At 53.7% G+C, this 20,025-nt stretch carries 15 protein-coding genes, 2 tRNA genes and 1 other RNA gene; 8 read left to right on the top strand and 10 right to left on the bottom strand.

Features of this window, described 5'->3' with window-relative positions; all coding sequences use genetic code 11:
* Positions 1–612: 612 nt before the first annotated feature.
* Positions 613–1,260 (bottom strand): YchE family NAAT transporter, encoded by a 648-nt coding sequence (locus tag DSD31_RS10385; protein WP_004863410.1) that lies wholly within the window; start codon positions 1,258–1,260, stop codon positions 613–615.
* Between the two features lie 475 nt (positions 1,261–1,735).
* Here DSD31_RS10385 and adhE point away from each other — a divergent pair, with 475 nt between their 5' ends.
* The gene (adhE, locus tag DSD31_RS10375; RefSeq protein ID WP_004863415.1) at positions 1,736–4,414 is read left to right on the top strand and encodes a bifunctional acetaldehyde-CoA/alcohol dehydrogenase; all 2,679 of its coding nucleotides are present in this window, start codon (positions 1,736–1,738) and stop codon (positions 4,412–4,414) included.
* Positions 4,415–4,769: 355 nt separating this feature from the next.
* Here the strand turns inward: adhE and tdk are convergent, their stop codons facing one another.
* Positions 4,770–5,387 (bottom strand): thymidine kinase, encoded by a 618-nt coding sequence (gene tdk / locus DSD31_RS10370; protein ID WP_015584099.1) that lies wholly within the window; start codon positions 5,385–5,387, stop codon positions 4,770–4,772.
* 559 nt (positions 5,388–5,946) lie between these two features.
* Between tdk and hns the strand changes: the two genes are divergently transcribed.
* Positions 5,947–6,354, top strand: coding sequence for a histone-like nucleoid-structuring protein H-NS (gene hns, locus DSD31_RS10365; RefSeq protein WP_004863421.1), 408 nt, complete (start codon positions 5,947–5,949; stop codon positions 6,352–6,354).
* A 118-nt stretch (positions 6,355–6,472) separates the two neighbouring features.
* Here hns and galU read toward each other — a convergent pair whose 3' ends face one another.
* The 3 genes from galU to rssA all read right to left on the bottom strand — a co-directional run bounded on the left by galU (position 6,473) and on the right by rssA (position 9,572).
* A complete protein-coding gene (galU, locus tag DSD31_RS10360; protein ID WP_004863423.1) occupies positions 6,473–7,375 on the bottom strand; it encodes a UTP--glucose-1-phosphate uridylyltransferase GalU in 903 nt (300 codons plus the stop codon).
* A 196-nt stretch (positions 7,376–7,571) separates the two neighbouring features.
* Positions 7,572–8,585: a two-component system response regulator RssB gene (rssB, locus tag DSD31_RS10355; RefSeq protein ID WP_004863426.1), complete on the bottom strand. Its 1,014-nt coding sequence runs from the start codon at positions 8,583–8,585 to the stop codon at positions 7,572–7,574.
* A 90-nt stretch (positions 8,586–8,675) separates the two neighbouring features.
* A complete protein-coding gene (rssA, locus tag DSD31_RS10350; RefSeq protein WP_004863428.1) occupies positions 8,676–9,572 on the bottom strand; it encodes a patatin-like phospholipase RssA in 897 nt (298 codons plus the stop codon).
* 111 nt (positions 9,573–9,683) lie between these two features.
* Here rssA and DSD31_RS10345 point away from each other — a divergent pair, with 111 nt between their 5' ends.
* From DSD31_RS10345 to DSD31_RS10325, 5 genes are all read left to right on the top strand, one after another.
* Positions 9,684–10,142: a YchJ family protein gene (locus DSD31_RS10345; RefSeq protein ID WP_032716493.1), complete on the top strand. Its 459-nt coding sequence runs from the start codon at positions 9,684–9,686 to the stop codon at positions 10,140–10,142.
* A gap of 43 nt (positions 10,143–10,185) precedes the next feature.
* Entirely contained in the window at positions 10,186–11,028 is an 843-nt protein-coding gene (gene purU, locus DSD31_RS10340; RefSeq protein WP_004863432.1) for a formyltetrahydrofolate deformylase, read from the top strand.
* Between the two features lie 159 nt (positions 11,029–11,187).
* Positions 11,188–11,272 (top strand) — tRNA-Tyr (locus DSD31_RS10335).
* A gap of 135 nt (positions 11,273–11,407) precedes the next feature.
* Positions 11,408–11,492: transfer RNA gene (locus DSD31_RS10330), tRNA-Tyr, on the top strand.
* A 46-nt stretch (positions 11,493–11,538) separates the two neighbouring features.
* Positions 11,539–11,668: non-coding RNA, RtT sRNA (locus tag DSD31_RS10325), on the top strand.
* A 119-nt stretch (positions 11,669–11,787) separates the two neighbouring features.
* Here DSD31_RS10325 and DSD31_RS10320 read toward each other — a convergent pair.
* A complete protein-coding gene (locus DSD31_RS10320; RefSeq protein ID WP_044350989.1) occupies positions 11,788–12,231 on the bottom strand; it encodes an Lrp/AsnC family transcriptional regulator in 444 nt (147 codons plus the stop codon).
* A gap of 108 nt (positions 12,232–12,339) precedes the next feature.
* Here DSD31_RS10320 and DSD31_RS10315 point away from each other — a divergent pair, with 108 nt between their 5' ends.
* Positions 12,340–13,236 (top strand): DMT family transporter, encoded by an 897-nt coding sequence (locus tag DSD31_RS10315; protein WP_004863441.1) that lies wholly within the window; start codon positions 12,340–12,342, stop codon positions 13,234–13,236.
* 18 nt (positions 13,237–13,254) lie between these two features.
* Here the strand turns inward: DSD31_RS10315 and narI are convergent, their stop codons facing one another.
* The 4 genes from narI to DSD31_RS10295 are packed head-to-tail and all read right to left on the bottom strand — an operon-like array spanning position 13,255 to position 19,917.
* Positions 13,255–13,932, bottom strand: coding sequence for a respiratory nitrate reductase subunit gamma (gene narI, locus DSD31_RS10310; RefSeq protein WP_004863445.1), 678 nt, complete (start codon positions 13,930–13,932; stop codon positions 13,255–13,257).
* A complete protein-coding gene (narJ, locus tag DSD31_RS10305) occupies positions 13,932–14,642 on the bottom strand; it encodes a nitrate reductase molybdenum cofactor assembly chaperone (protein WP_004863449.1) in 711 nt (236 codons plus the stop codon). The genes narI and narJ overlap by 1 nt, the downstream gene beginning before the upstream one ends.
* Complete coding sequence (narH, locus tag DSD31_RS10300; RefSeq protein ID WP_015584094.1) at positions 14,639–16,177, bottom strand: nitrate reductase subunit beta; 1,539 nt, start codon at positions 16,175–16,177, stop codon at positions 14,639–14,641. The genes narJ and narH overlap by 4 nt, the downstream gene beginning before the upstream one ends.
* Positions 16,174–19,917 (bottom strand): nitrate reductase subunit alpha, encoded by a 3,744-nt coding sequence (locus DSD31_RS10295; RefSeq protein ID WP_032717155.1) that lies wholly within the window; start codon positions 19,915–19,917, stop codon positions 16,174–16,176. The genes narH and DSD31_RS10295 overlap by 4 nt, the downstream gene beginning before the upstream one ends.
* Positions 19,918–20,025 lie beyond the last annotated feature (108 nt).

Below are 20,025 nucleotides of genomic sequence, written 5' to 3'. Positions count from 1 at the left end.
CTCAAACGGCGACCTTGGCGTCGATTCTTTTATCCCCTGTTGCGGGGCGTTTTCAGCCGTAATGAGTTATTTAATAATAATTCTCATTTACGTGTATTATTCAGTTAGCGATCACGGCGGAAAGTACCAAAAGGCCATCTCATCCGCCAATGCAATTTGCAAATATGTTACCGGATTCTCTTTTATGGTTTTCTCTACGCCGCTATCTTGCCCTGTCTTTCGGCGTGAAAATCATTAAAGAATTTAGTTTTCATACAGATACTGTCAACAGCCCGTTATGGGTGTCTTAGAACCACGCGAAGATGCATTTTTGTACGAAAATTTAACAATCGGTTATTATTTAGCACATTCATCTGCCCCGGTTATGAAATTACTAATATCATTTCAATTATGCGACGGCAAGCACCAGAGAATGATGTGAAGAAAATAACAGTGGCGGAGGGGGGATAAAAAGAGAGGAGACGTTCGATAACTTGCACAACAATTTGATAAATAAGAACATTTAAAGGTATTACAGAAAACTATCTTGTACCGCCTTTTCCGCTTTATGGATATGTTTTGCTAATAATGAAGCAAACGCGGAGCGCTGGGCTCCGCATCGCGCAAGCGCGTTTAACTCACCAGGCCGGGAAACAGCGCTTTTATTCCGGTGACGATAAACTCAATCCCCAGCGCCATCAGCAACAGCCCCATAATACGCGTGATAACGTTGATGCCGGTCTGCCCTAACAGGCGCACCAGCCATGGCGCCATGCGGAAAATCCCCCAGCAGCATAAGGCAAACAGGGCAATGGCAAGGGAGAACCCTAAAAGGTAGGTTACCGTGTGGTAGCGCGTTCCCCAGACGATAGTCGAGCTGATTGCGCCCGGCCCTGCCATCAGCGGCAGCGCCAACGGCACGACGCCAATACTTTCACGAATTGCGGTTTCCGATTTTTCCTGCTTGTTTTGTTTGTCCTCGCCGAGTTTGCCGCTGATCATCGACATCGCAATCGTCACGACCAGGATCCCGCCGGCGATACGGAATGAATCAATAGAGATGCCGAAAATTTGCAAAATCGAGTCACCGAGAAACAGCGACGTCAGCAGAATGATGGCGACCGAAAGATTCGCCGTCAGGTTGGTCTTATTGCGGATCACCGCCGTCTGATAACTGGTCATACTAATGAAGACCGGGATGATGCCTACCGGGTTAACCAGCGCAAATAACCCGATGAAAAACTTGAAGTAGGTTGAAAAATCAAACAACGGTAGAGTCACAGTGCGCTCCGCAGCATCATTAAAAATGGCTGTTGACAGTTAGCCACATAAAATATTCGCGCAGAAGATACGCTTTTTAGCAGCATAATTCATCTCAAATATACGTATAGCGGCGACAAAATGGCATGTTATATATTTGTTTCCCCCGGTTACTTATTCACTTAGTTTGCATACCAATTATTACACTTGATTTGACCGGTCAAAAAACAGACTGCTGAAAGGTGTCAGCTTCGCGCAAACTTGATCTAAATCACGTAAATTATACTCAGAAGTGAGTAACCTTGTTGACACCAAAAGAGTGCAGCATAGCGGTACCTGAGAATCAAAAAGATCAAGCTTCTTTAGTAAATCAATGAAGCCAGCGGCGCCAGAAACGGCACCTTAACATTTAGATGCAAGCTGTTAACAGCCTGTCTATACTGTCGAATCGAGCTACTGATTTACTAAAAAAGTTTAACATTATCAGGAGAGCATTATGGCTGTTACTAATGTCGCTGAACTTAACGCACTCGTAGAGCGCGTAAAAAAAGCCCAGCGTGAATATGCCAGTTTCACTCAAGAACAAGTTGATAAGATCTTCCGTGCCGCCGCTTTGGCCGCCGCAGATGCTCGAATCCCTCTCGCAAAAATGGCCGTAGCCGAATCTGGCATGGGCATTGTCGAAGACAAGGTTATCAAAAACCACTTCGCTTCCGAATATATCTATAACGCATATAAAGATGAAAAGACCTGCGGTGTTCTCTCTGAAGACGACACTTTCGGGACTATCACCATCGCCGAACCTATCGGTATTATCTGCGGTATCGTTCCGACGACTAACCCGACTTCCACAGCAATCTTCAAATCACTGATCAGCCTGAAGACGCGTAACGCGATCATCTTCTCTCCACATCCGCGTGCGAAAGATGCGACCAACAAAGCGGCAGATATCGTGCTGCAGGCCGCTATCGCTGCAGGCGCACCGAAAGATCTGATCGGTTGGATCGACCAGCCTTCCGTTGAGCTGTCTAACGCGCTGATGCATCACCCTGACATTAACCTGATCCTCGCGACCGGCGGTCCAGGCATGGTTAAAGCAGCCTATAGCTCCGGTAAACCGGCTATCGGCGTGGGTGCAGGTAACACTCCGGTTGTTATTGATGAAACTGCAGACGTTAAGCGCGCGGTCGCTTCCGTACTGATGTCTAAAACCTTTGATAACGGCGTTATCTGTGCGTCTGAGCAGTCAGTCGTTGTTGTTGACTCTGTCTATGACGCCGTTCGCGAGCGTTTCGCCAGCCACGGCGGCTACCTGCTGCAGGGCAAAGAGCTGAAAGCCGTTCAGGACATCATCCTGAAAAATGGCGCACTGAACGCGGCAATCGTAGGTCAGCCGGCATACAAAATTGCTGAACTGGCAGGCTTCACCGTTCCGGCTACCACCAAGATTCTGATTGGTGAAGTGACCGACGTTGATGAAAGCGAGCCGTTTGCTCACGAAAAACTGTCTCCGACGCTGGCGATGTACCGCGCGAAGAACTTCGAAGATGCTGTTGATAAAGCTGAAAAACTGGTTGCGATGGGCGGTATCGGTCATACCTCTTGCCTGTACACCGACCAGGACAACCAGCCGGCTCGCGTTGCCTACTTCGGCCAGATGATGAAAACCGCACGTATCCTGATTAACACCCCGGCTTCTCAGGGTGGTATCGGTGACCTGTACAACTTTAAACTCGCGCCTTCCCTGACTCTGGGTTGTGGTTCCTGGGGTGGTAACTCCATCTCTGAAAACGTTGGTCCGAAACACCTGATCAACAAGAAAACCGTTGCTAAGCGAGCTGAAAACATGTTGTGGCACAAACTTCCGAAATCTATCTACTTCCGTCGTGGCTCACTGCCAATCGCACTGGATGAAGTGATTACTGATGGTCACAAACGCGCGCTGATTGTGACTGACCGCTTCCTGTTCAACAACGGTTATGCAGACCAGATCACCTCCGTGCTGAAGGCATCCGGCGTTGAGACTGAAGTCTTCTTCGAAGTTGAAGCTGACCCGACCCTGAGCGTAGTACGTAAAGGTGCGGATCTGGCTAACTCCTTCAAGCCGGACGTTATCATCGCCCTGGGCGGTGGTTCCCCGATGGATGCCGCGAAAATCATGTGGGTAATGTACGAACATCCGGAAACCCACTTCGAAGACCTGGCGCTGCGCTTTATGGACATCCGTAAACGTATCTACAAGTTCCCGAAAATGGGCGTGAAAGCGAAGATGATCGCCGTCACCACCACTTCCGGTACCGGTTCTGAAGTTACGCCATTCGCCGTTGTTACCGACGATGCAACGGGTCAGAAATATCCGCTGGCTGACTACGCGCTGACTCCGGACGTCGCGATTGTTGATGCTAACCTCGTGATGGATATGCCGAAGTCCCTGTGTGCTTTCGGTGGTCTTGACGCCGTGACTCACGCCCTGGAAGCCTATGTTTCCGTACTGGCATCTGAGTTCTCCGACGGCCAGGCTCTGCAGGCGCTGAAACTGCTGAAAGAGTACCTGCCAGCGTCCTACCACGAAGGTTCTAAGAACCCGGTAGCACGTGAGCGTGTGCACAGTGCAGCAACTATCGCCGGTATCGCGTTTGCTAACGCCTTCCTCGGCGTATGTCACTCCATGGCGCACAAACTGGGTTCTCAGTTCCACATTCCGCACGGCCTGGCTAACGCCCTGCTGATTTGTAACGTGATTCGTTACAACGCGAATGACAACCCGACCAAGCAGACTGCATTCAGCCAGTACGACCGTCCGCAGGCACGCCGTCGCTACGCTGAAATCGCGGACCACCTGGGTCTGAGCGCACCGGGCGACCGTACCGCAGCGAAAATTGAAAAACTGCTGGCATGGCTGGAAAGCCTGAAGGCTGAACTGGGTATTCCTAAGTCTATCCGTGAAGCCGGCGTACAGGAAGCTGACTTCCTGGCCCACGTTGACAAGCTGTCTGAAGATGCATTCGATGACCAGTGCACCGGCGCTAACCCGCGCTATCCGCTGATTGCCGAGCTGAAACAGATTCTGCTGGATACCTTCTACGGTAACGAGTTCAGCGAAGGTGAAACTGCCGCGAAGAAAGAGACCGCAGCAGCGCCAAAAGCCGATAAAAAAGCGAAGAAATCTGCTTAATCGACTCTGATAACGCTGGTAAAAGCCCCATCTCCGGATGGGGCTTTTTTTTTATCTCATTCCGGTAGAGCATGACCGGATAAGCGATCGCAAACGCTTTTTCCTGACGCGCATTGCGACCTGGATATCTACGCTAACGCTGTTGGCGGTTTGTTTTCGGCGGCACGGCAGCCTGGTCAGGCTCATTACGCCCTCATGCCGTTGATACCCGGTCAGGAGAAGCCCGTCGCGGAGAATCGTCAGCAGCATGCGTGCCAGGCATAACCCGTTCCGGGGAAAGGTCAGGACATCGGTTCACAGTAAAGAGACGCAGCAGGCGCCATACAGGCGCCTGGGCGGGGAATGATGTGGACGATTAGCAGGGGCGATGTTTACTCTGCACCCGGGTCAGCGAGCCTTCACTTAACGCCTCTTTATAATGTTTACGGCAGACGGAAACATAGCGCTCATTCCCGCCAATCACGACCTGCTCGCCTTCATTATATGGCCGACCTTCCTGATCGAGACGCAGCACCATGCTCGCTTTACGTCCGCAGAAGCAGATCGTTTTTAATTCAACCAGCTTATCGGACCACGCTAATAAATACTGACTGCCAATAAACAACTCGCCACGGAAATCCGTACGCAGGCCGTAACACAACACCGGAATATCCAGCCGATCGACGACTTCAGACAATTCATGTACCTGCTCGCGGGTCAGAAACTGACTCTCATCCACCAGGACACAATGAACAGGCTGTTGCGCATGCTCGGCCGCAATATCGCTAAAGAGCGAGGTCTGAGGGTTAAACAGGCGGGCTGGCGAGGAGAGACCAATTCTTGAACTGACCTTACCTGAACCAAAGCGGTCATCAATCTCGGCGGTATAAACCAGGGCACGCATGCCACGCTCTTGGTAATTGTATGACGACTGTAACAAAGCGGTCGACTTACCTGCATTCATTGCAGAATAGTAGAAATAAAGTTGAGCCATCGGCTGCATCACCCCAATCAGTGTGTTTTATCGCGGCAAAATTGTAGCATATTTTCCCGTGCTATCCCCCCTTTCAGCATGGGTATAGCGGCATACGCTATGTCCGTCCCCCCTGCTGATAGATTACGCTTTTTTAATTGAATGCAGGTGCCGGTAATTTGTACAGCCCCCCTGGCTGGCGCCCGGCGATTGTCCTTTTGTGCGAATCGTAGCATGAGCCAACCCGCTATAACGTTTTTTGCTCACCAGATTATATTAAAGATTGCCGTTACTAATACGCTAATACTCAAGAGGGATATTTATCCCTGCAAAGTATAATTTTACTCCCGGCCAGCAGAGAAAAGCATACTATCTCAGGGTTTTAGCGCAGGATTCGGGTCAGGCTATAAGCAAAAAAGATGTGAAGTCGCACGTAGAATTTAACTTAAATTAATTAATTGCTGCGACAAATAACAAGTAATTTTGAATTCCTTACATTCTCCCCTATTGCACATCCGATTATATCGCTCTATTATTAGTCCAACAAACCACCCCACAATATAAGTTTGAGATTACTACAATGAGCGAAGCACTTAAAATTTTGAACAACATCCGTACTCTTCGTGCGCAGGCAAGAGAATGCACCCTTGAAACGCTAGAAGAAATGCTGGAAAAATTAGAAGTTGTCGTTAACGAACGTCGCGAAGAAGAAAGCGCTGCAGCTGCAGAAATTGAAGAGCGTACTCGTAAACTGCAACAATACCGTGAAATGCTGATTGCAGATGGTATTGACCCGAACGAACTGCTGAGCACCATGGCGGCAGTCAAAGCGGGTACTAAAGCTAAACGCGCTGCGCGTCCGGCTAAATACAGCTACGTTGATGAAAACGGCGAAACCAAAACCTGGACAGGTCAAGGTCGCACCCCGGCAGTGATCAAAAAAGCCATGGACGAGCAGGGTAAAACCCTGGACGATTTCCTGCTGTAATCGAGCATCTGTATTTGAAAAATCCCGCTTCGGCGGGATTTTTTTTATCTGCCGCCCGGCGATATAAAAAAACCGGGAAACGAAATTCGCTCCCGGTTTATCATTAAGCAGAAAACGATTACTTAGCTACTGCTTTTTCCAGCCAGGCTTTAAAATCTGCACCGAGGGATTTATGGCGCACGCCATATTCCACAAACGCCTGCATATAGCCCAGTTTATTACCGCAGTCGTGGCTCTTACCTTTCATATGATAGGCTTCAACGGTCTCTTTCTCGATCAGCATGTCGATCGCATCGGTCAGCTGGATTTCATCCCCGGCTCCCGGAGGTGTTTTTGCCAGCAGCGGCCAAATGTCTGCGCTCAGCACATAGCGACCGACGACAGCAAGGTTAGACGGCGCCACATCGGCTTTCGGCTTCTCAACCACACCCACCATCGGGACGCTTTCGCCCGGCTGCAGGGATTCGCCTTTGCAGTCGACAACGCCATAGGCGGTAACATCAGCAACCGGCTCAACCATAATCTGGCTGGATCCTGTTTCATCAAAACGGGCGATCATTTCGGCCAGGTTATCACGGGAAAGATCCGACTCAAATTCATCCAGAATAACGTCTGGCAGAATAACCGCGACCGGCTCGTCACCCACCACCGGATGCGCGCACAGTACCGCATGACCCAGACCTTTAGCCAGCCCCTGACGGACCTGCATAATGGTGACATGCGGCGGACAAATAGACTGAACCTCTTCCAGAAGCTGACGTTTAACACGTTTTTCCAGCATCGCTTCCAGTTCAAAACTGGTATCGAAATGGTTTTCGATAGAGTTTTTAGACGAATGGGTCACCAGAACAATTTCAGTAATTCCGGCTGCGATGCATTCGTTAACAACGTACTGAATTAAAGGCTTATCTACCAGTGGCAGCATTTCTTTCGGAATAGCCTTGGTGGCGGGTAGCATCCTGGTACCTAATCCCGCAACCGGGATAACAGCTTTTCTTACTTTAGAATTAAGGGCAGCCATTGAAATCTCCTGGACTGTTCGTTTTTTAAACTTTTCGTTAATAATAACGTGTCGAGTATATCAGTCCACTCAGGCAAACCTGGTCTGAAAAGGTTTGTGTTCCCTCGAATTAGGACTTTACTTATAAAACGCAATGATAGTACCACCGCAAAAGATTACCCGGTAATCCTACCAGCTTAAAAAAACCGGTAATTGTTCATTCCGCAGACAACATCAGTCGCAAACGCCCTCCGGCCCCCCAAATTTGGCACTGCCATGATGCGCAGCGCTGGCTAATTTGGTTGAGATAAGCGTTACCCAATGTCCCTAACGGAACGCCATTGCTAATCTGAATTTGATGTTCTCCGGTATTGAGTGTGCCATTCAGACCTGCGGATACCAATATCAAATTTTTCAGACCGCTATGGTAATAACCCACCAGCAATGGAAACTGCCCAGGTAAATTGGCCTGACGGAGTAATTGGTTAACCTGTTTTAACAGGCTCCCCATTTCCGGCAGGCGCTGCCCCTGATGGGCCAGCTGCTCCTGAAGCAATCCATTAAACAAAGCCCGCAGCAACAGCGCCGCAAGCACCCCATTATCTCCTGCTCGTGTGACATCCAGACAATAGAATGCCAGATCATTTTCCGATAATGGCGCAATATCGAGCACCAGACCGGGTTTATCCGCCGACACCAGCTGACGATAATGGATACGGCACTTCGAAATTTCTTGCTGTACGGGAGGCTGAAGCTCCTGCAGTAGCCTTGACGCTGCGGTAGGGTCGCTAACCAGCGCATCCCAGTCCTCAAACAACCGCTCTTCTTCCTCAACCCGCGAGTTGAACATATTGGGATACAGACAGGCATACACCGTTTCCCGCAGGCGGTTGAAATCTTTTACCGGCTTTAGCAACACATCCTGGACGCCAAGGCGCAACGCTTTGGCAATGTCGGCCATATTTTCCGTTGCCGAAATCATCAGAATCGGCAGTTTTTCGCCCCGGTTGCGCAGCTGCTCCACCAGCTCAAGACCATTCATTCGCGGCATAGAGATGTCGCAAATCATCAGGTCGGGTTTGGACTCGGCCATTTTCTGGAGTGCTTCCACGCCATCCCCCGCCTGAACCGTTGTCGCGCCCAGTGAGGTTAGCCAGGAGTGCAAGAGCGAGCGGAAAACGGCTTCGTCTTCAACTATCAGAATCAGTTTTCCCGCCAATGGCTGCGTCATGATCTCTCCTCTGGCTGACGATAGTTAAATAGTGGCATGCAATTCACACTATCGCCTGTCAGAATTTACTTAAGTCCTGGTTAAATGGCGTCACACCGCGGTGCGCACCAAGGGTAGTAGCTCATCCATCTTCTTTTCAACCGCCTGATGTCCGGCAGCAATCGCCTCCCCGGCACGATGAAAATCAAGCGTGGATATTTGTGGGCAAAAAGGCTGTAGCAGAATATCGGGAGGATCGCCCGCCATACGATTGCGTTTCAGGCGATTTTCCAGCACCTGAATAGAGGTCGACATAATCTCCATCGCCGTTGGCGTCGCCGCGCGGCGGGAGGTCATTCCGCTCAGACGCGCGCGAATCCTCGCATGCCAGGAAAAATCTTTGTCTTCTTCAGGCTGAGGTTTTTCAATTGACCACAAATCCTGCTGCATCAGGTGCGCATCGTGCTGTAAGTCGACGGCAATCACGATATCCGCCCCCAGCGCGCGCGCCAGGGAAACCGGAACGGGGTTGACCACCGCGCCATCGACCAGCCAGTAGCCATTATGCATAACCGGTGACATCAGGCCCGGCATGCTGCAGGAGGCGCGCACGGCCTGGTGCAGATCGCCCTCGGTAAACCACAGTTCGCGCCCGGTGCTTAAATTAGTCGCCACCGCAGCAAAGCGACGGTCGCAGCGCTCAATATCGGAGACGGGCAATACCTGTCGAAAGCGGTTGAATACGCGCTCACCGCGCAGCAGTCCACCGCGACGCCAGGAAAGATCCATCAATCGCAGCACGTCCCAGTTGCTAAAAGAGGAGACCCATTTCTCAAGGACCGGAAGCCGGTTGCAGGCAAAGGCGGCCCCCACCAGCGCACCGATTGAACATCCTGCGACGATATCAATTTCAATGCCCGCGCGCTGTAGCGCTTTAATCGTCCCGATATGCGACCATCCGCGGGCAGCTCCCGCCCCTAACGCCAGACCAATTTTAAGCTTTCTCATTATGACCGGTATACTTCCTTCCACTCCGAGCATGGCATCATTGCCACAGCTCAGTTAACATAAAACACTTTGGCGCCGATGCGCCGTGATTCTTTTTCCATGGAGGCCGATTTGTCGCCATTATGCCCTTGTGGCAGCGCTCTGGAGTATAGCTCATGTTGTCAGCGATATCTGAGCGGCTCGCTGCCCGCACCGGATCCCTCACAGCTGATGCGATCCCGCTACAGCGCGTTTGTCATGAAGGATGCCGATTACCTGATCGCCACCTGGCACCCTTCCTGCCAGCCGCAGCACTTCCGGGACGATCTGGAAAAGGGGTTCGCTAAAACGCAATGGCAAGGCTTAACCGTATTTGCTACCGATGAAGGCCGTCACCCCGACGAGGGTTTCGTCAGTTTCATCGCGCGATATCACGACGATAACCGCCCCGGCGCGATTATTGAACGTTCCAGATTCTTAAAAGAAAATGGACGGTGGTATTATATCGACGGCACACGACCGCTGATTGGTCGTAACGACCCCTGCCCTTGCGGTTCAGGTAAAAAATTTAAAAAATGCTGCGGCCAGTAAAGCTGGCGCCGGCAATAGCAAACACTACAGGATTTTCCTCGCGATGCATTCATTACAACGTAAAGTACTACGCACCATTTGCCCTGACCAGAAAGGACTCATCGCGCGTATCACGAATATTTGTTACAAGCACGAGCTGAATATCGTGCAGAACAACGAGTTTGTCGATCACCGTACCGGTCGCTTCTTTATGCGTACCGAACTGGAAGGTATTTTTAATGATGCCATTCTGCTCGCCGACCTTGATAGCGCGCTGCCGGAAGGCTCTATACGCGAACTGACGCCCGCCGGCCGCCGTCGCGTGGTGATCCTGGTCACCAAAGAAGCGCACTGTCTGGGCGATCTGCTGATGAAAGCCAACTATGGCGGCCTGGATGTTGAGATTGCGGCCGTCATCGGCAATCATGAAACCCTGCGCTCGCTGGTCGAACGTTTTGATATCCCGTTCCAGCTGGTCAGTCACGAAGGGCTGACGCGCGAAGAACACGACAAGCTGATGGGCGATGCCATTGAATCTTACGCGCCGGATTATGTGGTGCTGGCGAAGTATATGCGCGTTCTGACGCCGGAATTCGTTTCCCGCTTCCCGAACCAGATTATCAACATTCATCACTCCTTCCTGCCAGCCTTTATTGGCGCCCGTCCTTATCATCAGGCCTATGAGCGCGGCGTGAAGATCATCGGCGCTACCGCCCACTACGTTAATGACAACCTGGATGAAGGCCCGATCATTATGCAGGATGTTATTCATGTCGATCACACCTATACGGCGGAAGATATGATGCGCGCGGGCCGCGATGTGGAAAAGAATGTGCTGAGCCGCGCGCTGTATCAGGTTCTGGCCCAGCGCGTGTTTGTTTACGGCAACCGAACGATTATTCTTTAATCGATAATGAAATGAACTGGTTAGCATTGCGTCTTTACGCGTAAATTTCAGGCAACCAGTTTAATTTTATCAACGGAAAGCTTTACAGGGGCGCATCATTTGATATGATGCGCCCCGCTTCCCCAGAAGGAAGCAGGCCAGTATTAAGCATTGCCCCGTGGTGGGGTTCCCGAGCGGCCAAAGGGAGCAGACTGTAAATCTGCCGTCATCGACTTCGAAGGTTCGAATCCTTCCCCCACCACCATTATTCACCACAGCAACGTGGTAACCCCGGTAGGCCTTAGCGAGGTTTGCACTTATCGGGAAGGGTGAGGCGCGAAGCGATAAATAATCCTTCAACCACCATCAAAAGTATTACGCTCAAGTAGTTCATACCCCTGGCGGGGTTCCCGAGCGGCCAAAGGGAGCAGACTGTAAATCTGCCGTCATCGACTTCGAAGGTTCGAATCCTTCCCCCGCCACCATCAATTTCCTGTGACTTATTCATTATATCCCTCTCGTTTGCACCATATTCTGCCCGTGCAGGGAAGGATGAGAAGCTTCGACCAGGTTCGATTCGAGCGCAGCGAGAAAGCGTTGCCGCAGGCAACGACCCGAAGGGTGAGGCGCGAAGCGACGAATAATCCTTCCCCCGCCACCATCACTTTCCTGCGACTTCTTCGTTATACCCATCTCGTTTGCACTATATTCTGCCCGTATGGGAATTAGCTCCGCATCAAGCGAAACGGTTAACACATTGATGCTGCTATTCAGGTGACGTTACATCGGCGGCAGACGGCGGGTTACCGGCGAGCTTTTTACTATCGAGGTATTACACTGGGCATGCTCGGCCAGACCATCCAGCAGGGTATCAAGCTGCGCAATATCCCGCACCACCAGGCGCATCACAAAGCAATCCTCGCCTGTGACCTTGTCACATTCAATGCATTCTGGCATTGCCTGGATATATTTATCGACCTTCTGCAGCAAGCCCGGTAGCGGTCTGACGCGAACCAGCGCCTGTAGGGTATAACCGAGCGCCGCAAGGTTAACCCGGGCGCCGTATCCCTGAATCACCCCGCGCTCCTCCAGTCGCTTCACCCGCTCTGCGGTACTGGGTGACGTCAATCCCACCCGCGCGCTCAACACCTTGAGCGATACACGCGCATCTTCTGCCAGACAGGCCAGAATGGCGCGATCGATATTATCAATTAAGTGTTCCATTCGTTTTACCTGATAAATAAAAGCAATACTCGTCTTTTACCTTAGATCATGCATGTCAACCTGTCAGCAGATTAACGACAATATCGGCATCATCACGGAGGTAGAAAAATGGCACATACAGTAACGGGCGTCTGGCAAATGAGTCTGGCGATGATCATTTCGGGTTCGATCGGCGCCTTCGTTTTACTCTCCGGCTTGCCGGTTATCGATGTGGTCTTCTGGCGTTGCCTGATTGGCGCCCTGACCTTACTGGGGTTTATCTCTTTCAGCCGACAGCCGTTCAGCCAGCTCACGCGGCTAACGCTACTGCTGGCGATCCTCGGTGGCATCGCGCTGGTCATTAACTGGCTGCTGCTGTTTGCCGCTTACGCCCGAATTTCGATTGGCATGGCTACCGTGGTGTATAACACTCAGCCGTTTATGCTGGTACTGATGGGAATGCTGACAGGCGAGCGGGTGACGCTGATTAAATGGGGCTGGCTAACGTTGGCTTTTTTCGGCGTGGTCGTCCTGCTCTCCAGCGAGCTGATGCAGGCTCATGGTAGCCAGCTGGCTACGGGTATTGCGCTGGCCCTTGGCGCCGCCTTTTTCTACGCCTTGACTGCGATGATCGCCCGCAAGCTGCGTCCGCTTCCGCCTCAGCATATCGCCTTTATTCAGGTTATCGTCGGGACAATCATGCTGCTACCGCTGGTTCACGCCCCCGATTTCACCGCCGCGTTCCCCTGGCATTACCTGCTGATTCTGGGCATTGTGCATACCGGCATTATGTACCAGTTGCTCTATAGCGCGATTCAGAAACTGCCGACGCCCATAACCGGTACGCTCTCCTTTATCTATCCGCTTGTGGCGATGGTTGTCGATTATCTACTCTTCCATCATGCGCTGACGCCGGTGCAGTTGGTCGGAGGCCTGCTGATTCTGTTTGCGGCGGCGGGAAATAATCTCGGCTGGGGCGACAGGCTGGCGTCTGGCCACAAAAAACCCCGCCAGAGCGGGGTATAATTCTGCCGGACCGGGCGATCAGCGGCGGGCGCGGACTATCTGATATCTGCGCGTCAGGTATTCTACCGGCACGCTCCAGATATGTACCAGACGGGAGAACGGGAACAGCAGGAACAGCGTCATCCCCAGCACCAGGTGCATACGGAAAATAAAGGCGACGCCGTCCAGGTGTGCGGACGCCCCGCCGTGGAACGTCACCACGGACTGTGCCCAGTTCACCAGCTTCATCATTTCGCTGCCATCCATATGCTGGGCGGAGAACGGAATAGTCAGCAGGCCCAGCGCACACTGGAGAATCAGCACGGAGAGCACCAGAATATCGGCACCGGTCGTGGTTGCCCGTACGCGCGGGCTGAACAGACGACGTTTCAGCAACAGCACGCCCCCCACCAGACACATCACGCCGGAGGCGCCGCCGGCAAACATCGCCATTTTCTGCTTCACTTCCAGCGGCAGCCACGCTTCATACATCCAGTGCGGCGTCAGCATCCCAAGGAAGTGTCCGGCGAAAATCCCCAGAATCCCGATGTGGAACAGGTTAGACGCCAGATTCATCCCTTTGCGATCCAGCATCTGACTGGAGGCGGCGCGCCAGGTGTACTGTCCGTAATCGTAGCGCAGCCAGCTCCCAATCAGGAACACCGCTCCGGCAATGTAGGGATAGATGTCAAAGAAGAACATATTCAGGAAGTGCATTATTGCTGTCCTCCGTTAGAGATATTCAAATATTGCGGGGCCACGGCTCCGGCAAAACGACGCTGGTGAGCGGCGATATCGGACTCACCGCAGCCTTGATCGGCAAAGAATTTCACCTGTTCTTCTTCCCAGACGGCATCCAGCGCCTGCGGCGTATCGTCACGCGCTTCATCAGCGATTTTTTCCGCAACTTTCGCTTCATCTAGCGCACTGTTTGCCAGCTTCAGCAGCTGTTCAAACAGAACGGCATAGCGGCTTTCACGCTGCTGCAGACGCGCGCAAAGCAGCGCCAGAATCGGCGCGATATCCTGCAGACCGCCAATGGCTTCGCTCTCCGGCAGCTGCGCGAGATATTCCAGATACAGCGGCAGATGATCGGGCAGCTCGCGGCTGTCGAGCACCAGACCGTGCTGCTCATACTGGTTCAGCAGATCGACCATCGCCTGCCCGCGGTCGCGAGATTCGCCGTGCACGTGCTCAAACAGCAGCAGCGAGGTTGCGCGCCCCCGGTCAAACAGTTCGCTGTAGGCGGCCTGGGCATCCAGCAGATCCTGCGCGGTTAAATCACGCAGGAAGACGCCCAGGGCCTGGGCATCCGCTTTTTCCAGTTTCTCTGACGTAGCCAGAACGTCGAAGAGTTCATTTTGATGCTGCCATAAGTCCGCATCCGGGTACTCAAGCAGACGTGAAACAACCACGAGTTCGATCATGCGTGCGGCTCCGTTTTGCTGGTCACATCCACGGCATCGATGCGGCGGCTGTTGAACAGGTTGAAGGACGAATCAGACCCGTGACAGCCGTCACCGAAGCTAAAGCCACAGCCGTTTTTCTCCGGGAAGGCTTCGCGCGCCAGCTCACGATGGCTGCTCGGCACCACGAAACGGTCTTCGTAGTTGGCAATCGCCAGATAGCGGTACATCTCCTGCGCCTGCGCTTCGGTCAGCCCGACCTCTTCCAGCGCCCGCGTATCGATAACCCCATCGACGGTTTCCGTACGTTTGAAGTGACGCATCGCCAGCATGCGTTTCAGCGCCAGCAGCACCGGCTGGGTATCGCCTGCGGTCAGCAGGTTGGCCAGATACTGGACCGGGATACGCAGGCTTTCGACATCCGGCAGGATGCCGTTGCTGCCCAGTTCCCCCGCATCGGCGGCGGACTGGATCGGCGACAGAGGCGGCACATACCAGACCATCGGCAGCGTGCGATATTCCGGGTGCAGCGGCAGAGCCAGCTTCCAGTCCATCGCCATTTTATAGACCGGCGATTTTTGCGCCGCATCAATGACGCTCAGCGGAATGCCGTCTTTCTGCGCCTGCTCAATCACTTTCGGATCGTGCGGATCGAGGAACACGTCCAGCTGACGCTGGTACAGGTCTTTCTCGTTCTCGGTGCTGGCCGCCTGCTCAATCGCATCCGCGTCGTACAGCAGCACGCCAAGGTAACGAATACGCCCGACGCACGTCTCAGAGCAGACCGTCGGCTGACCCGCTTCAATACGCGGGTAGCAGAAGATACATTTCTCGGATTTGCCGCTCTTCCAGTTGAAGTAGATCTTCTTGTACGGGCAGCCGGTAATACACATCCGCCAGCCGCGGCATTTGTCCTGATCGATCAGCACAATGCCGTCTTCTTCACGTTTGTAGATAGCGCCGCTCGGGCACGTTGCCACGCACGCCGGGTTGAGGCAGTGCTCGCACAGGCGCGGCAGATACATCATGAAGGTGTTTTCGAACTGGCCGTACATCGCTTTCTGCATGTTCTCGAAGTTTTTGTCTTTCGACAGCTTCTCGAACTCACCGCCCAGATCGTCTTCCCAGTTCGGGCCTTTCTCGATCTTGTCCATCCGCTGACCGGTAATCAGCGAGCGCGGGCGCGCGATGGGCTGCGCCTTGCTGTCTGCCGGCGCGTTGTGCAGCGTCTGGTAGTCAAAATCAAACGGCTCGTAGTAATCGTCCAGACCCGGCAGATGCGGGTTAGCAAAGATTTTACCCAGCAGCAGCGCTTTGTTACCCATGCGCGGCACCAGCTTGCCGTTGATCTTACGGATCCAGCCGCCCTTCCATTTTTCCTGATCTTCCCAGTTGGTCGGGAAGCCGGTACCGGGCTTGGTTTCAACGTTGTTGAACCACGCGTACTCGGTTCCTTCACGGCTGGTCCAGACGTTTTTGCAGGTCACTGAGCAGGTATGACAGCCGATGCATTTATCGAGATTCAGCACCATGCCGACTTGTGAACGAATTTTCATTTTACGCTCTCCTGTACCTGGTCATTGCCTTCGCCATCCAGCCAGTTAATGTTCTTCATCTTACGGACTACTACGAACTCATCGCGGTTAGAACCGACGGTGCCATAGTAGTTAAAGCCATATGCCAGGTGCGCATAGCCACCGATCATATGGGTCGGTTTCGGCGTAATACGCGTCACCGAGTTATGAATACCGCCGCGCTGCCCGGTAATTTCTGACCCCGGCAGGTTTACGATACGTTCCTGCGCGTGGTACATCATGGTCATCCCGGCCGGCACACGCTGGCTCACTACCGCTCGTGCGGTCAGCGCGCCGTTGTTGTTGAAAACTTCAATCCAGTCGTTGTCTTCAACCCCAATCTCTTTGGCATCTTCTTCGCTCATCCAGACGACCGGCCCACCGCGACCTAAAGTCAGCATCAGCAGGTTGTCGCTGTAGGTGGAGTGAATGCCCCATTTCTGGTGCGGCGTGAGGAAGTTCAGCGCCTTCTCCGGGTTGCCGTTGGACTTCTCTCCCATCACCGATTTCACCGAGCGGGTGTCGATCGGCGGACGGTACACCAGCAGGCTTTCACCGAAGTCGCGCATCCACTGATGATCCTGATAGAGGGACTGGCGACCAGAAAGCGTACGCCACGGAATCAGCTCATGAACGTTGGTATAACCGGCGTTGTAGGAGACATGCTCGTCTTCCAGGCCAGACCAGGTCGGGCTGGAGATAATCTTGCGCGGCTGCGCCTGAATATCACGGAAGCGGATCTTCTCGTCTTCTTTGTTGAGCGCCAGGTGAGTATGGTCGCGACCGGTAAATTCGCTCAGCGCCGCCCAGGCTTTCACCGCCACCTGGCCATTGGTTTCCGGCGCCAGCGTGAGGATCATTTCTGCCGCGTCAATCGCCGTATCCAGCATCGGCTGGCCTTTTGCCGGGCCGTCCGCCTTGGTGTAGTTGAGCTTACGCAGCAGGTCCATTTCGCTCTGGGTGTTCCAGGCGATACCTTTGCCCCCGTTACCGATTTTCTCCATCAGCGGACCGATAGAGGTGAAGCGTTCATAGGTTGCCGGGTAGTCGCGCTCAACCGGAATGATATGCGGCGCGGTTTTTCCGGGAATCAGGTCGCACTCGCCTTTTTTCCAGTCCTTGACGTCCAGGGGCTGCGCCAGTTCGGCGGCGGAGTCGTGCTGAATAGGCAGCGTAACCACGTCGGTTTCTTTACCCAGATGACCGACGCAGACTTCGGAGAATTTCCTCGCGATGCCTTTGTAGATTTCCCAATCGCTTTTCGATTCCCAGGCCGGGTCGACGGCGGCAGACAGCGGGTGAATAAACGGATGCATATCCGAGGTATTCATGTCGTCTTTTTCGTACCAGGTGGCGGTCGGCAGCACGATGTCAGAATAGAGACAGGTGCTCGACAGACGGAAGTCCAGCGTCACCACCAGATCCAGTTTGCCGTCGAGGCCGTTATCCCGCCACTCCACCTCTTCCGGCTTCACGCCGCCCTGCTTGCCCAGATCCAGTCCCTGAATACCGTGCTCGGTACCCAGCAGGTACTTCAGCATGTACTCGTGGCCTTTACCGGAGGAGCCCAGCAGGTTGGAACGCCAGATAAACAGGTTGCGCGGATGGTTTTTGCCGTTTTCCGGCTGCTCCGCCGCAAAGCGAATCGAGCCTTCTTTCAGGGATTTAACGGTGTAATCCACCGCGCTCATGCCAGCTTTTTTCGCCGCATCGGCAATGCGCAGCGGGTTGGTGCCCAGCTGAGGCGCCGACGGTAACCAGCCCATGCGTTCCGCGCGTACGTTGAAGTCCAGCATGTGGCCGCTGTAGCGCGACTTGTCCGCCAGCGGCGACAGCAGCTCCTGCGCGGTGACGGTTTCATAACGCCACTGGCTGGAGTGGTTATAGAAGTAAGAGGTGCTGTTCATGTGACGCGCCGGACGCTGCCAGTCGAGTGCAAACGCCAGCGGCTGCCAGCCGGTCTGCGGACGCAGTTTTTCCTGGCCCACGTAGTGCGCCCAACCGCCGCCGCTCTGGCCGACGCAGCCGCAGAAGACCAGCATGTTGATCAGACCACGATAATTCATATCGAGGTGGTACCAGTGGTTCAGACCGGCACCGACAATGATCATCGAACGACCGTGGGTCTTATCGGCGTTATCGGCAAATTCACGCGCGGTACGAATGATGTGCGCGCGGGAGACGCCGGTAATTTTTTCAGCCCACGCCGGGGTATACGCTTTAAGATCGTCGTAGCTGGTTGCGCAGTTTTCATCGTTGAGGCCGCGATCCAGACCGTAGTTGGCCATGGTCAGATCGTAGACGGTAGTCACCAGCGCGGTGGTGCCATCCGCCAGCTGCAGGCGTTTCACCGGCAGCTTGTGCAGCAGAATGTTTTCCAGTTCAACGCTGGCGAAGTGTTCGGTGCCGTCACCGCCGAAGTACGGGAAGCCAACCTGCGCCACATCGTCGTGGCTGCCGAGCAGGCTCAGGCGCAGTTCAACCTCTTCGCCGGTGGTACCGTTACGCTGCTCAAGGTTCCATTTCCCTTTTTCACCCCAGCGATAGCCGATAGAGCCGTTCGGCGCCATCATTTCACCTTTTTCATCAAAGGCGACGGTTTTCCATTCCGGATGTTCTTCCTGGCCCAGACCATCCACCAGGTCGGCCGCGCGCAGCATGCGGCCCGCGGCGTAATAGCCGTCTCGCTCTTCCAGCATCACCAACATCGGCATATCGCTGTAACGGCGAACGTAGTCGGTGAAATACTGGCTCGGTTTATCGAGGTGGAATTCGCGGAGCATGACGTGGCCCATCGCCAGCGCCATCGCCGCATCGGTGCCCTGCTTCGGCGCCAGCCACAGGTCGCACAGCTTGGCGATCTCGGCGTAGTCCGGAGTAATCGCCACGGTCTTGGTGCCTTTATAGCGAACTTCGGTGAAGAAGTGCGCGTCCGGCGTACGGGTCTGCGGTACGTTGGAGCCCCAGGCGATAATGTAGCTGGAGTTATACCAGTCGGCTGATTCAGGGACGTCGGTCTGCTCGCCCCAGGTCTGCGGGGAGGCCGGCGGCAGATCGCAGTACCAGTCATAGAAGCTGAGACAGGTGCCGCCAATCAGCGACAGATAGCGCGCGCCGGAGGCATAGGAGACCATCGACATCGCCGGGATTGGCGAGAAGCCGGCCACGCGGTCCGGGCCGTAGGTTTTGACGGTGTAGACGTTAGAAGCCGCGATCAGCTCATTCACTTCCTGCCAGGAGGAACGAACGAAACCGCCGCGCCCACGCGCCTGTTTGAAGCTTTTGGCTTTATCGGCGTCTTCAATAATGGACGCCCAGGCATGCACCGGATCTGAATGCTGCGCTTTCGCTTCGCGCCACATTTTCATCAGCCGTTTGCGCATCAGCGGATACTTCAGACGGTTGGCGCTGTAGAGATACCAGGAGTAGCTGGCGCCACGCGGGCAGCCGCGAGGCTCGTGGTTTGGCATATCCGGGCGAGTACGCGGATAGTCGGTCTGCTGGGTTTCCCAGGTGACGAGACCGTTTTTAACGTAAATCTTCCAGCTGCATGAGCCGGTGCAGTTTACCCCGTGAGTGGAGCGCACAATTTTGTCATGCTGCCAGCGCTGGCGGTATCCATCCTCCCAGTCCCGGTTGGTTTTTAGAAGCTGGCCATGCCCATCGGCAAAGGTTTCACCCTTCTGTTTGAAGTAGCGAAACCGGTCCAGGAATTTACTCATCGGGTTTCTCCTGTTTGGAGCCTGACGGCTCTCTGATAAATCGACATTGCTGGATTTGCAGCGAAGGTAACGCTATGAAAGAGGGAGAGAATTGATAACGATCAATGC

The organism is Klebsiella sp. X13 (assembly GCF_003323835.1).
GTDB classification, from domain to species: Bacteria; Pseudomonadota; Gammaproteobacteria; order Enterobacterales; family Enterobacteriaceae; genus Klebsiella; species Klebsiella ornithinolytica.
This window is presented reverse-complemented; position numbering and strand designations above follow the sequence as displayed.

Bases quoted from the DNA above. Each gene is read 5' to 3' on its own strand.
- adhE (WP_004863415.1), top strand. From the start codon at position 1,736: ATGGCTGTTACTAATGTCGCTGAACTTAACGCACTCGTAGAGCGCGTA.
- tdk (WP_015584099.1), bottom strand. From the start codon at position 5,387: ATGGCTCAACTTTATTTCTACTATTCTGCAATGAATGCAGGTAAGTCG.
- hns (WP_004863421.1), top strand. From the start codon at position 5,947: ATGAGCGAAGCACTTAAAATTTTGAACAACATCCGTACTCTTCGTGCG.
- galU (WP_004863423.1), bottom strand. From the start codon at position 7,375: ATGGCTGCCCTTAATTCTAAAGTAAGAAAAGCTGTTATCCCGGTTGCG.
- rssB (WP_004863426.1), bottom strand. From the start codon at position 8,585: ATGACGCAGCCATTGGCGGGAAAACTGATTCTGATAGTTGAAGACGAA.
- rssA (WP_004863428.1), bottom strand. From the start codon at position 9,572: ATGAGAAAGCTTAAAATTGGTCTGGCGTTAGGGGCGGGAGCTGCCCGC.
- purU (WP_004863432.1), top strand. From the start codon at position 10,186: ATGCATTCATTACAACGTAAAGTACTACGCACCATTTGCCCTGACCAG.
- DSD31_RS10320 (WP_044350989.1), bottom strand. From the start codon at position 12,231: ATGGAACACTTAATTGATAATATCGATCGCGCCATTCTGGCCTGTCTG.
- DSD31_RS10315 (WP_004863441.1), top strand. From the start codon at position 12,340: ATGGCACATACAGTAACGGGCGTCTGGCAAATGAGTCTGGCGATGATC.
- narI (WP_004863445.1), bottom strand. From the start codon at position 13,932: ATGCACTTCCTGAATATGTTCTTCTTTGACATCTATCCCTACATTGCC.
- narJ (WP_004863449.1), bottom strand. From the start codon at position 14,642: ATGATCGAACTCGTGGTTGTTTCACGTCTGCTTGAGTACCCGGATGCG.
- narH (WP_015584094.1), bottom strand. From the start codon at position 16,177: ATGAAAATTCGTTCACAAGTCGGCATGGTGCTGAATCTCGATAAATGC.
- DSD31_RS10295 (WP_032717155.1), bottom strand. From the start codon at position 19,917: ATGAGTAAATTCCTGGACCGGTTTCGCTACTTCAAACAGAAGGGTGAA.